The following is a 12,229-nucleotide window of genomic DNA, read 5'->3' as shown; positions in this document are numbered from 1 at the left end:
CTGCTCGCGTTCTGCGGCATCATGCTGGGCATCGGCTCTTCGCTCTCCAGCGACGCCGTCACCGACAACCTGACCTTCCTCCAGGGCGAGGGCTTCCACCTCGTCTTCACGTGGATGGCCAGCACCGGCCTCGTCGCCTTCAAGTTCCTCCCCGTGATGTTCGCGATAGCCATCCCGCTGGGTCTTGCCCGCGAGGACAAGGGTGTCGCGGCGTTCTCCGGTTTCGTCGGCTTCGCCGCGATGAACCTGGCGGTGAACTTCTACCTCACCGCCAAGGGCGTGGACCTCGAGGACGAGAAGGTCATCGCCCACTACGGCATCGCCGACGTGATCGGCATCCAGTCCATCGATACGGGACTGCTCGGCGCTGTCGCTGTTGGCATCGTTGTCAGCGTGCTTCACCAGCGCTTTCGTGCTCAGCGGATGCCGGACGCGCTCGCCTTTTTCGGCGGTCTGCGGTTCGTCCCGATCATCTCCACGCTCACGCTCAGCCTGCTGGGTCTGCTGATCCCGCTGGTGTGGCCGACGTTCAACGGCTGGATCACGGATCTGGGGCGCGCGATCGGTCACGCGGGTGTCTTCGGCCCGTTCTTCTTCGGCATGGGCGAGGTGCTCCTGCGCCCGATCGGCCTGCACCACATCCTCGTCGCCATGTTCCGTTTCACCGACGTCGGCGGTTCGGGCGCGGTGTGCGGGGACCATCTCTCCGGCGCCCTCAACCTCTTCTACGCGCAGCTCAACTGCTCGAACCCGCCCGGCGACGCGGTCACCAACGCCACCCACTTCCTGTCCCAGGGCAAGATGGCGGTCTACCTCGGCGGTCTGCCGGGCGCGGCCCTTGCGATGTATCACTGCGCGAACAAGAAGATGCGCCCCGAGATCAAGGCGCTCCTGATCTCCGGCGTCGTCGCGTGCGTCGTCGGCGGCATCACCGAACCGCTCGAGTTCCTGTTCCTGTTCATCGCGCCGTGGCTGTACCTGATCCACGCCGTCCTGGTCGGCCTCGGGTTCCTGACCGCGGCCGTCCTCGGGGTGTTCATCGGCAACACCGACGGCAACGTCATCGACTGGCTGGTCTTCGGTGTCCTCCAGGGCACGACCACGAAGTGGTACCTGATTCCTGTCATCGCGGCGGTGTGGTTCGCGGCCTACTACTTCCTCTTCCGCTGGGCCATCGTCCGCTTCGACCTCAAGACGCCGGGGCGCGACGAGCCCGCGGAGGAAGAGGAAGAGACCGGCCCGGCCGGCACCGAGGAGGCTCCGCGTGAGCTGATCGCGGGGAAGTACGACGCCGTGGCGATCCTGGCCGCGATCGGCGGCGGCGAGAACATACAGACCCTGGACAACTGCATCACCCGCCTGCGTATGACGGTCGCGGATGCCGAACAGGTCGACGAGCCCCGCCTGAAGAAGCTCGGCGCGGTCGGCGTCATCAAGCTCGACGCGCACAACGTGCAGGTCATCATCGGCCCTCAGGTGCAGTCGGTGAAGGACGCGATCGCGTCGCTGGTCGGGGTGAGCTGACCGGTGGAACACCCGTCCTACGACTTCGACACACCCGTGGACCGGCACGGCACCTGGTGCACGCAGTGGGACTACGTGGAGGACCGCTTCGGCGTCCCGGACCTGCTGCCCTTCACCATCTCGGACATGGACTTCGAGACGGCACCCGAGATCCTGTCCGCACTGCGCGGCCGCCTGGACCACGGCGTGCTCGGCTACTCCCGCTGGCGCCAGGACGACTTCCTCTCCGCGATCGTCGACTGGTACGGCACACGCCACGCGACCGAGGTGGCCCCGGAGTCGATCGTCTACGGCCCGTCCGTGATCTACCAGATCGCCCGGCTCCTGCGGCTCTGGTCACAGCCGGGCGACGGCGTCGTCGTCCACACACCGGCGTACGACGCCTTCCCCAAGGCCGTCGCCGCGAACGAACGACGACTGCTGGGCTGCCCGCTCGACGACTGGACCGAACTGGAACGGCTGCTCGCCCTTCCGGACACGTCGGTCCTGCTCCTGTGCTCACCCCACAACCCCACGGGCCACGTGTGGACGGAGGCCGAGCTGAACCGCATCGCGGAGCTGTGCGCGCGGTACGGCGTCGCGGTGATCAGCGACGAGATCCACTCCGACCTCGCGCACCCGCCGCACGTACACCGCCCGTGGGTGCTGCACGGCGCCCGGGGCGGACGCTGGGCGATCGTCACGTCGGCGTCGAAGTCCTTCAACATCCCAGCGCTCACCGGCAGTTACGGCATCATCGGCGACCCCGCGACCCACGACGCGTACCTGCGTCACCTCAAGGAGGCCGACGGGCTCTCGTCCCCGGCGGTCCTCTCTCTGGTCGGCCACATCACGGCCTACCGGGAGGGAGCCCCCTGGCTGGAGGCCCTGGGCACCTACCTGCGCGGCAACCTCCAACTCGTCGCCGACCGCCTGAACACGGCCTTCCCGACCCTGCACTGGACCCCACCGGAGGCGGGCTACCTCGCGTGGATCGACGTACGCCCCCTGGGAGTGGACGACGAGGCGCTCCAGCGCGAGCTGATCGAAACGCAGAAGGTGGCCATCATGCCCGGCACGGCATACGGCTCCCCCGGCCACCTACGCCTGAACGTGGGCTGCCCACGAGCCAAGGCCGAGCGGGGGACCACGGCGCTGGTCGAGGCTGTGCGGGCGGTTCAGCGCGCCGTCGCTACCGGCCCATAAGCACTCACAACCGCGGCACCGTGCAACTGACCGCCGAGGAGGCCGAGAACGGTCGACTGGCCACCACCCTCGGCTGACCGGCTACGGGGCTGCACATGGTGTCCCATTGGTACAGTCGCAAGGTTCATCCCCCGCACCAGGGAGCCCCCGCACCATGGCCGTCGACGAACTCGACACCCGCATTCTGCGTCTCCTCCTGGAGCAGCCCCGCACCAGCGTCCGTGAGTACGCGCGTGTGCTCGGGGTCGCCCGTGGGACCCTGCAGGCACGGCTCGACCGGCTGGAGCGGGACGGGGTGATCACCGGGACGGGGCCTGCCCTCTCGGCTGCCGCGCTCGGGCATCCGGTGCTCGCCTTCGTGCACATCGAGGTCACGCAGGGGCATCTCGACGAGGTGGGCGACGCGCTCGCCGCCGTGCCGGAGATCATCGAGGCCTTCTCGATCACCGGGGGCGGCGATCTCCTGACCCGCGTGGTCGCCCGGGACAACGGCCACCTGGAGGACGTGGTCCAGCAGCTGATCCAGATGCCGGGCGTGGTCCGCACCCGTACGGAGATGGCTCTGCGCGAGCGTGTCCCGCACCGTCTGCTCCCGCTCGTCGAGTCGATCGGCCGGGCCTCCGCCGCGCAGCGGTGATCTGCGGCTTTGGCATCCTTGAGCGCATGAGCACCCTCGGCGGCACCTCGGTCATCTTCGATCTCGACGGCACACTCGTGGACAGCGAGCCGAATTACTACGCGGCTTCGCGCGAGCTGCTCGCCGAGCACGGCGTCGAGTACACCTGGGCCGACAACGAGCAGTACGTGGGCATCGGCACCCAGGAGACCCTCGCCACGTGGAAGGACCGGTACGGCATCGGCGTACCCGTGGCCGAGCTGCTCGCCGAACTCGACCGGCGCTATCTCGTGCTCGCCCGCGCCGACACCCACGTCTTCCCGGAGATGCGCAAGCTCGTGGAGCGGTTGCACGGAGCCGGGGTGCCGATGGCCGTGGCCTCCGGGTCCTCGCGCGCCGCCATCGACGCGATCCTCTCGGGCACCGGCCTCGACGCGCTCCTGACCACGGTCGTCTCGGCCGACGAGGTCGCGCGGGGCAAGCCCGCGCCCGACGTCTTCCTTGCCGCGGCCGCGCTCCTCGGCGCGGACCCGGCCGACTGTGTAGTCCTGGAGGACGCCGCCCCGGGCGCGACGGCGGCGCACGCGGCCGGCATGCGCTGCATCGCGATCCCCTATGTCACCGCCCACGCGGACGCACCCGCGTTCGCGTCCGCCGGGCTGCTGCTGCGGGGCGGGCAGGCCGAGTTCACGGCGCGGGCGGCGTGGGACTACCTGGCGTCGGTGCCGCGGCCGTAGCCGTAGCCGTAGCCGTAGCCGTCGACACGGCCACCGTCGTCAGGCCGCGGGGGCTGGCGACTCCTCAGCCTGGGGGTCGACTCCGAGCAGGTGCAGGAACATGGCCGTCACATCGCGCACGGCCGCGTCGTACGCCTGAGGGTCGGCCGCCGTCAGCCGGGCGAACTGGATGCTCATGCCACCGACCGCGCGGGCCACGGCCAGCGGATCGGCGACCGGCCGGGCGCTGCCCTCGGCCGCCAGCCGCCGGATGTAGCGGGCGGACCGGTGGATCGGGCGCTCCTGGGTCTCCTCCCACAGGGCACGCACGTCGTCGTCGGTCTGCGCCTGCTGCTCCAGCAGTCGCAGCAGCGGCAAGTGTTGGGCGTACGCGGCGATGAACGCGGCGGTGGACGCCCCTACGACCTCGCGGGCGTCGTCCCTGTCGACGCCCGGCACGTCCTGCGCTGCGAGGAACGCGTCCCGCACGCGCACTGCGAGGACGCGGAAGATCTCCTCCTTGGACGCGAAGTACACGTAGAAGCCCGCCCGCGAGACCTCCGCCTCCGCCGTGATGTCGGCGATGGTCGTCGCGCCGTAACCGCGCCGCGCGAACACGGCCTCGGCGGCGTCCAGGAGCCGCCCGCGGGCCGGGGCGTCGCTGCGGTCGCGGGCGGTCCGGGTCGCCCAGGGCTGTTGGTTTCGTGCCACGCGGCGAGCTTATTGACGTTGACGCCAATGTCAATGAGCATGGCGGCGCCAGACACTTCAGGAGGGCTTCATGGGTTCTGCCGCCGTACTCGTCGCCAACCGCGGGGAGATCGCCGTCCGCGTCCTGCAGGCCGCCGCGGAGGTCGGACTGCGCACCGTCGCCGTGTACGCCGAGGACGACGCCGCCGCGCGGCACGTTCAACTGGCGGATGAGGCACAGCCGTTGGGCGGCACAGGACCGGCCGCCTACCTGGACGCGGACGCGGTACTCGCCGCGGCCCGGCGCTCCGGGTGCGAACTGGTGCACCCCGGTTACGGGTTCCTGAGCGAGGACGCCGATTTCGCGGCGCGGTGCGCGGAGACCGGACTCCGGTTCGTGGGCCCATCTCCTGAAGTCCTTCGCCTGTTCGGCGACAAGGCACGCGCGCGTGCGCTCGCCGTGCGGCTCGGAGTACCCGTCCTGGCGGGCACCCAGGGGCCGACGAGCCTGGACGGTGCCGCCGCGTTCCTCGCCGGGCTCGGCCCGTCGGGCGCGGTGATGGTGAAGGCCATCGGTGGCGGCGGCGGGCGCGGCATACGGGCCGTACGGCACCCGGACGAACTCCCGGACGCCTGGGAGCGCTGCCGCTCGGAGGCTCTGCAGGGTTTCGGGCGTGCGGAGTTGTACGTGGAGGAGCTGCTGACCGGCGCCCGCCACATCGAGGTCCAGATCCTGGGCGACACGACCGGCGAGGTCACCCACCTCTGGGAGCGCGACTGCAGTGCCCAGCGCCGTCATCAGAAGCTCGTCGAGATCGCTCCGGCGCCCGGACTCCCCACGGCCGTACGGGACAAGCTCGTGTCCGCGGCTCTCCGGATGGCCCGCGAGTGCGGCTACACCGGTCTCGGCACCTTCGAGTTCCTGCTCCTGGGCGAGGAGTTCCACTTCATCGAGGCCAACCCGCGTCTCCAGGTCGAGCACACGGTGACCGAGGAAGTGACGGGCGTCGATCTGGTCGCGGCCCAAATCCGCCTGGCCTCGGGCGACTCGCTCGAGTCACTCGGCCTCGCGGGCCCTCCCCCACAGCCGCGTGGCTACGCGCTCCAGGCGCGCGTCAACGCCGAGTCCCCGACCGCCGACGGTACCGCGCTCCCCTCCACGGGCACGCTCACGCGCTTCGACGTGCCGACGGGCCCGGGTGTGCGCGTGGACACCGCGGCACGCAACGGAGCTGAGATCGGGGCCCGTTACGACTCGCTGCTCGCGAAGGTCATCACCCACGCGCCGCACGGAGACTTCGCGGCGGTCTGCGAACGTGCGTCGCGCGCGCTCGCGGACTTCGCCGTCGAGGGCGTACGCACCGGAATCCCGCTGCTCCGCGCCCTGCTCGCGCATCCGGGCTTCATCGCGGGCGGCGCGCACACGGGCTTCGTGGCCGAGCACATCGCCGAGCTGCTGCCCGTTGAGACTCCGCAAGTGCTCTCGGGGGACGACTCGACGATCGCCGCCCCCATGACGGGGACGGTCGTCGGCATGGACGTGGTGGTGGGCGAACAGGTTGCGGCGGGGCAGCAGTTGCTCGTGCTCGAAGCGATGAAGATGGAGCACGTCCTGCGCTCGGACACCTCCGGCACCGTGACCGCCCTGCACGCGCGCGTGGGCGACACCACGACGGAGGGCCACCCCTTGGTGACGGTGGACGCGTCGGCCGCGGGCGAGGCGGCCACGGCTCACGCAGAGGAAGCCGCGGACCCGGACGCCGTCCGCCCCGACCTGGCCGAGGCCCTGGCCCGGCACGCGATCGGCCTGGACGCGCACCGCCCCGACGCCGTCGCCAAACGCCATCGCATCGGGCGCCGCACGGCACGCGAGAACATCCAGGACCTGTGCGACGAGGGCACATTCACGGAATTCGGCGCGCTCGCGATCGCCGCCCAGCGCCGCCGCCGCTCCCTCGACGATCTGATCACCTCGACGCCCGCCGACGGCATGGTCACCGGCACGGGGCGGGTCGACGGCGTGCGGTGCGTGGCGATGTCGTACGACTACACCGTGCTCGCCGGCACCCAGGGCCTGCAGAACCACCGTAAGACGGACCGGATGCTCCAGCTCGCCGAGGAACGGCAGCTGCCCGTGGTGCTGTTCGCGGAGGGCGGCGGCGGGCGCCCCGGGGACACCGACACGACGTCCGTCGCCGGGCTCGATGTGACGACGTTCCATCAGATGGGTCGCCTGAGTGGTCAAGTGCCCCTGGTGGGTGTGGCGTCTGGGCGGTGCTTCGCGGGCAACGCCGCCCTGCTCGGCTGCTGCGACGTGGTGATCGCGACGCCGGAGGCGAGCATCGGGATGGGCGGCCCCGCGATGATCGAAGGCGGCGGTCTCGGCGTGTACCGCCCCGAAGAGGTCGGCCCCCTGTCCGTCCAGGTGCCGAACGGCGTCGTGGACATCGCCGTGGCCGACGAGGCCGATGCGGTGCGGGTGGCGCGGAAGTACCTCGGCTATTTCTCGTCCGATCACTTCTCACATGGCGCGGGCGGGAGTTTCTCACATGGTGCGGGCGGGAGTTGGGAGGCGCCTGACCCGCGGCTGCTGCGGCACGCGGTTCCGGAGAACCGGCGCCGCGCCTATGACGTGCGGGCCGCGATCGAGGGCATCGCCGACACGGATTCGGTCCTGGAGCTGCGCCGCGGCTTCGGCGTCGGGATCATCACGGCTCTCGTACGCGTCGAGGGCCGGCCGATGGGGCTGCTCGCCAACAACCCCGGGCACCTGGGCGGGGCGATCGACCGCGACGCGGCGGACAAGGCGGAACGCTTCCTGCGGCTGTGCGACGCGTTCGGGCTTCCTGTCGTCTCGCTCTGCGACACACCGGGCTTCATGGTCGGCCCCGACGCCGAACGGACCGCGACCGTACGGCACTTCTCGCGGCTCTTCGTGACCGGCGCCCAGCTCCGCGTCCCCCTGGTGAGCCTGGTGCTTCGCAAGGCGTACGGGCTCGGCGCGATGGCCATGATGGGCGGCTCCACCCGCGCACCCACGGCCACGGCGGCGTGGCCGAGCGGCGAGTTCGGCGGGATGGGCCTTGAGGGCGCGGTCCGTCTGGGCTACCGCAAGGAGCTCGCCGCGATCGCCGATCCCGAGGAGCGGCAGCAGGCCTTCGATGCCCGTGTCGCCGAGTTGTACGAGCACGGCAAGGCGGTGAACGCCGCGGCCGCCCTCGAGATCGACGCGGTCATCGACCCCGCGGAGTCGAGGAGCTGGATCCTGGCGGCGTTGGAGGGAGCGGACGGCCCACGGCCGTGATCGCCCTTGGCTGGGCGGGCCACGGCCGATCGCCCTCGGGCTGCCGGTCCACGGCCGTAGTGGCCCCGGGTAGCCGAGCCGAGGTCGTGCTGGCCCCGGGCAGCCGGGCCGAGGTCGTAATGTCCCCGGGCTGCCGAGCCAAGGCCATAATCGCCCCCCGGCAGCCGAGCCGAGGCCGTGCTGTGGCCCCGGGCAGCCGGGCCGAGGTCGTAATGGCCCCGGCTGCCGAACCAAGGTCGTAATGACCCTCGGGCAGCAGGACCCGGCCATAACCGCCCCGGGCATCCGGGCCACGGCCGTAACCACCCCCGGGCAGTGGGTCAGTACATGATCCCCACGAGGCCGTCCCCCTGCTCGGCGCAGACGAGTCCGCCCGCGCAGCAAGCGCCCCAGCTGCCGGATCCGGGCCCGAAGAGGGTCACCCGCTCCCAGTGCTCCACCGTCGGCCTGGCCCGCGAGAGGCGCAGGCCCAGCTCGTCCACCGCCATCTCGGCCAGCGGCGGCTCGTCGGGGGCCGTGGTGAGGCCGGGCAGCACGGCCACGATCTCGGCGGCGGGATAGCCGAACAGGTCGATGTCGTCCCAGGCCACCGGAGTCGACTCCGGGCCGCCCTGACCGTCCGCCCGGGCCCGCGCCTGGATCTCCACGCGGGCCAGCCGGTCCGTGGCCCCTGGGCCGCCACCGCCGAATCCCAGGACGACGCCACCGAGCTCGGCGTCGAAGCTCCAGTCCGGTTCGTAGAGGAGGCCGCCGAGCCAGGCGTCGTGCGCGTGCCGAAGCTCCGCGTACTGGCCCAGGGTCAGCCCCATGCACTGCCGGTGGTGCGTGACCGTGTCGGGCGGCAGCAGTTCCAGGATCTCGCCGGGTGTCATCCCGAACTTCAACAGTCCCGCGCCGCCCGGCAGCTCCACGCCGACTTCTCGCAACAACTCCAACATTGCACCATTGTTCACCCGTCGGCCCAGGTGGCAAGGCTGTTGACGAGATCACCCGGAAACCGGGTGCGAGGTCGGCGGTGGGTCAGCGGTGGGTCGGCGGTCAGGACTGGGGTCGGCTCCCGTGGTTGGCCGGGTGCTTGCGGCGTGCCTTCTTCTTGCGGCGTCGCTTCGATGACATGCGATACCCCTTTCACCAGGTTCGCCACGAGTGGCTTTCAGGACATTTTCTACCGTTCCACACCGGGACCCGACCGGCGACTGGGCCCCACGTAACCCCTAGCCGCGCAAACACTTTGTTCACAATGAGACGTTGACATCATTGTGTGTTCCCTCGATGCTGATCTCATGACCTCGACTCCGGAACAGCAGCCCGACGAGACCGACCCCTTCAGCCCCACGCACCCGGACCAGGTGCGCGCCGGTCGCGCCCCCGCGGCCCTCTTCCGCATCGCCGAACGTCACGCGACCACCCTCGAACAGCGGCGCCGGCAGGTTCACGCCACGATCGTCAACCCCCACGAGGCCGTACGCCTCGTGACGTTCCTGATGACCGGGATCGCGGACCTCGCGGAGGACGAGCCGGAGGTGGACCACGCGGACATCACCGCGGCGCTGACCCTCGTGCCGATGGCGCGCAGCGAGATGGACGACGTGGAGGCCGCACTGTTGAAGATGGCGCGCGGTCGCGGCATGACCTGGCCGGACATCGCCTTCGGCCTCGGCCTCGGCACTCCGCAGGCGGCGAGGCAGCGCTACGAACGACTCATCGGCCGCACGACGATCGACCCGGAAACCACGCCGGTCGCCCCGGAAGCTACGCCTCCGGACCTGTGAGGTGCTGCCGTGACGTACTCGCCTCGCCGAAGGTCCGTCGGTAGGCGCCGGGTGTGGTGCCCAGATGCGCCCGGAATCGGCGGCGCAGGTTGACCGCCGAGGCGAGTCCGACCCGGGTGGCGACGGCTTCGACCGGCAGGTCGGTCTGTTCCAGCAAGACCCTTGCCGCGCCGAGGCGTTGGCCGAGAAGCCACTGTCCCGGACTGGTGCCGAGCTGTTCGGTGAACCGCCGGGCGAGGGTCCGGCCGGAAAGACCTGCGTGTTCGGCGAGGCCCCCGAGGGTGAGCCGGGCGTCGAGGTGAGCGGTCGCCCACTCAAGCAGTGGCGCCAACGACTCTTCCACCCTGACCGGTGCGTGCTCTGACGGCTTTGCGGCGTACTGGAGTTGGCTGCCCTCCCGGTGCGGCGGCAGGACCATGTTCCGGGCGATCCGGGCGGCGTGTGCCGCGCCGTGGTCGCACCGCACGAGGTGCAGGCACAGGTCGATGCCCGCGCCGGTTCCGGCGCTGGTCGCCACGTCGCCGTGGTCCACGAAGAGCACGTCCTCGTCCACCTCCACCTCGGGGAAAGTGGCGGCGAATCGGTCGATGCTGCGCCAGTGCGTGGTGGCGCTGCGGCCGTCGAGCAGTCCGGCCCGGGCCAGGACGAACGCCCCCGTGCAGATGGCGACGATCCTCGCCCCGCGCCGGTGAGCGGCCCGCAGTGCCGCGGTGACGTCCGGCGACGCGGGAGCGCCGATCGGCTGCCAGCCGGGAACGACCACGGTGTCCGCCTCCTCCAGGGCCTCGAGTCCCGCGTCGACGAGCATCTCGTACCCGATGGTGGTCCGCAGTGGTCCGGGGCGCTCGGCGCAGATGCGGAAGCTGTAGCGGCCGGGAACGTCCGGCGGAACGGTGCCGAAGACCTCGGCGGCGCAGGCGAGCTCGAACGGTGACTGGGGCTGGTTGAGCAGTGCCACCACCCGATGGAGGTTCATGGCAGGAATGTACCTCTGAGTGTCTTTCTGGACTCTCGGCCCGGGAGGCCGGCCCCGGTCACAGTGGTCCTATGAGGGAAACCACCGGAACGGAAGTGTTGAGAACCTCGGTCCAGGTCGACGGCGAAACGGCCAGCTATCTGACCGCGGAGAGTGTGGAGACCGGAGAGAGCGGGAAGCAGGACGGACCGGCCGTCCTTTTGCTGCACGGTACGTACTGGAGCCGGGTCTGGCTCCCGGTCCTCGGCCGCATCGCCGAGGCGGGGCTTCGGCCCATCGCGGTCGATCTCCCCGGCCTCGGACGTTCGGGAGGCGAACTCACCCCGGAGACGGCCACGGTCCCCGCACTTGCGGACTGGGTGGCGCGATTCGCGTCCGCGCTGAAGATCTCCGGGCCCCTCTCCCTGGCGGGCCATGACATCGGCGGCGCCGTCGCCCAGCATCTCCTCGTCCACGACGGCCTTGAGGTGTCCCGCCTCGCCCTGGTCAACTCGGTCACCTACGACTCCTGGCCCGCGCCCCACGTGGCCCGTTTCCGGGGTCCGGGGGCCGACGCGGGGACCACCGTCGACGACGTTCTCGACGCCCGGCGAGAGGCGGTGACGGCGGCACTGTGCGGTGCTGCCACCGAGCAGCGGATCGCGGACTATCTGGATCCGTGGACCGATGCGCGGGTCCGCCGGTCCTGGATGGCCATGGCGGGCGCGGCCGACAGCCGCTACACCCTTGATCTTGTTCCCGCGCTGCGGCGGTCCGCGACACCCAAGTTGCTGATCTGGGGCGAGGAGGACGACTTCGAGAAGGTGGAGTACGCCGAGCGGTTCGCCTCGGAGATCCCGCGGACCACGCTTCTACGTATCCCGGATGCGGGGCACATCCCCACGGAGAACGCGCCCGGCCGGATCGCCCGCGCGCTCGTCGACTTCTTCACGGCGTAGAGACCCTGGTCCCCGCACCCGCCGCCGGGCCCGCATCCGCGCGCCGAAGCCACACATAGCTGACCGGCTGCGGGGCGTTCCACTCCTCGGCCAGAGCGGGGTCGACGGGCAGGAACCCGGCCCCGCGATAGCAGCGCAGGGCGGCGGCGTTCCCCGGATGCACGCGCATGAAGATCTCCGTGTACCCGACCCGCAGGGCCAGCTCGGCAAGGCCCCGCACCAGCATGCGCCCGACGCCCCGCCCGCGGAATGCGGGCGCCACGATGATCCGGGCGAGTTCCGCCTCGTCCTCCTCCTCGTCGCACCACACCTCCCCGTAGGCGCGCAGCCGCTCCCCCTCGACCAGCACGTGACCCCGCACATCCCCGTCCTGCTGCCACCCGGCGACCACCCGCGCGGCCACCGGAAAGTCCCGGAGGCCACACCAAAGGGCCACCTCACCGGCGGAGGCCGGCCAGCCTGCGACCGTGGTCGCATCCGCCACGGCGAAGGGTCGAAGCTCCATGTA

Annotated in this window: 11 protein-coding genes; 7 read left to right on the top strand and 4 right to left on the bottom strand. The window is 70.9% G+C overall.

The annotated features are described in order from the left end of the window. The 4 genes from malX to ACFQ7F_RS05375 all read left to right on the top strand — a co-directional run. A partial coding sequence (malX, locus tag ACFQ7F_RS05390) for a maltose/glucose-specific PTS transporter subunit IIBC (protein WP_383266400.1) occupies positions 1-1,524 on the top strand: 1,524 nt, incomplete at its 5' end. Between the two features lie 3 nt (positions 1,525-1,527). Further along, positions 1,528-2,709: a MalY/PatB family protein gene (locus ACFQ7F_RS05385; RefSeq protein ID WP_383266397.1), complete on the top strand. Its 1,182-nt coding sequence runs from the start codon at positions 1,528-1,530 to the stop codon at positions 2,707-2,709. Between the two features lie 154 nt (positions 2,710-2,863). Next, entirely contained in the window at positions 2,864-3,346 is a 483-nt protein-coding gene (locus tag ACFQ7F_RS05380) for an Lrp/AsnC family transcriptional regulator (RefSeq protein WP_383266394.1), read from the top strand. Between the two features lie 26 nt (positions 3,347-3,372). Beyond that, entirely contained in the window at positions 3,373-4,062 is a 690-nt protein-coding gene (locus ACFQ7F_RS05375) for an HAD family hydrolase (RefSeq protein ID WP_383266391.1), read from the top strand. A 39-nt stretch (positions 4,063-4,101) separates the two neighbouring features. Here ACFQ7F_RS05375 and ACFQ7F_RS05370 read toward each other — a convergent pair whose 3' ends face one another. Beyond that, a complete protein-coding gene (locus tag ACFQ7F_RS05370) occupies positions 4,102-4,752 on the bottom strand; it encodes a TetR/AcrR family transcriptional regulator (protein WP_383266389.1) in 651 nt (216 codons plus the stop codon). A 70-nt stretch (positions 4,753-4,822) separates the two neighbouring features. Here ACFQ7F_RS05370 and ACFQ7F_RS05365 point away from each other — a divergent pair, with 70 nt between their 5' ends. Next, positions 4,823-8,035 carry a carboxyl transferase domain-containing protein gene (locus ACFQ7F_RS05365; protein ID WP_383266387.1) on the top strand — a complete coding sequence of 1,071 codons (3,213 nt, stop codon included), beginning with the start codon at positions 4,823-4,825 and terminating at the stop codon, positions 8,033-8,035. 320 nt (positions 8,036-8,355) lie between these two features. Here the strand turns inward: ACFQ7F_RS05365 and ACFQ7F_RS05360 are convergent, their stop codons facing one another. After that, positions 8,356-8,973: a hypothetical protein gene (locus ACFQ7F_RS05360; protein WP_383266384.1), complete on the bottom strand. Its 618-nt coding sequence runs from the start codon at positions 8,971-8,973 to the stop codon at positions 8,356-8,358. 345 nt (positions 8,974-9,318) lie between these two features. Between ACFQ7F_RS05360 and ACFQ7F_RS05355 the strand changes: the two genes are divergently transcribed. Beyond that, positions 9,319-9,807, top strand: a complete 489-nt coding sequence (locus ACFQ7F_RS05355) for a DNA-binding protein (RefSeq protein WP_383266382.1) — start codon at positions 9,319-9,321, stop codon at positions 9,805-9,807. Here the strand turns inward: ACFQ7F_RS05355 and ACFQ7F_RS05350 are convergent. After that, complete coding sequence (locus ACFQ7F_RS05350) at positions 9,788-10,783, bottom strand: GlxA family transcriptional regulator (RefSeq protein ID WP_383266379.1); 996 nt, start codon at positions 10,781-10,783, stop codon at positions 9,788-9,790. The genes ACFQ7F_RS05355 and ACFQ7F_RS05350 overlap by 20 nt on opposite strands. Positions 10,784-10,854: 71 nt before the next feature. Between ACFQ7F_RS05350 and ACFQ7F_RS05345 the strand changes: the two genes are divergently transcribed. Continuing rightward, on the top strand, positions 10,855-11,721 hold the full coding sequence (locus tag ACFQ7F_RS05345; protein ID WP_383266377.1) for an alpha/beta fold hydrolase: 867 nt from the start codon (positions 10,855-10,857) through the stop codon (positions 11,719-11,721). Here ACFQ7F_RS05345 and ACFQ7F_RS05340 read toward each other — a convergent pair. Further along, on the bottom strand, positions 11,711-12,226 hold the full coding sequence (locus tag ACFQ7F_RS05340) for a GNAT family N-acetyltransferase (protein ID WP_383266375.1): 516 nt from the start codon (positions 12,224-12,226) through the stop codon (positions 11,711-11,713). The genes ACFQ7F_RS05345 and ACFQ7F_RS05340 overlap by 11 nt on opposite strands. Positions 12,227-12,229 lie beyond the last annotated feature (3 nt).

It is taken from the genome of Streptomyces sp. NPDC056486, assembly GCF_042795295.1.
Lineage (GTDB): Bacteria > Actinomycetota > Actinomycetes > Streptomycetales > Streptomycetaceae > Streptomyces.
The sequence above is the reverse complement of the archived record's forward strand: the minus strand, read 5'-3'. Positions and strand labels throughout refer to the sequence as shown.

Bases quoted from the DNA above. Each gene is read 5' to 3' on its own strand.
- ACFQ7F_RS05340 (WP_383266375.1), bottom strand. From the start codon at position 12,226: ATGGAGCTTCGACCCTTCGCCGTGGCGGATGCGACCACGGTCGCAGGC.
- ACFQ7F_RS05360 (WP_383266384.1), bottom strand. From the start codon at position 8,973: ATGTTGGAGTTGTTGCGAGAAGTCGGCGTGGAGCTGCCGGGCGGCGCG.
- ACFQ7F_RS05380 (WP_383266394.1), top strand. From the start codon at position 2,864: ATGGCCGTCGACGAACTCGACACCCGCATTCTGCGTCTCCTCCTGGAG.
- ACFQ7F_RS05375 (WP_383266391.1), top strand. From the start codon at position 3,373: ATGAGCACCCTCGGCGGCACCTCGGTCATCTTCGATCTCGACGGCACA.
- ACFQ7F_RS05350 (WP_383266379.1), bottom strand. From the start codon at position 10,783: ATGAACCTCCATCGGGTGGTGGCACTGCTCAACCAGCCCCAGTCACCG.
- ACFQ7F_RS05365 (WP_383266387.1), top strand. From the start codon at position 4,823: ATGGGTTCTGCCGCCGTACTCGTCGCCAACCGCGGGGAGATCGCCGTC.
- ACFQ7F_RS05355 (WP_383266382.1), top strand. From the start codon at position 9,319: ATGACCTCGACTCCGGAACAGCAGCCCGACGAGACCGACCCCTTCAGC.
- ACFQ7F_RS05345 (WP_383266377.1), top strand. From the start codon at position 10,855: ATGAGGGAAACCACCGGAACGGAAGTGTTGAGAACCTCGGTCCAGGTC.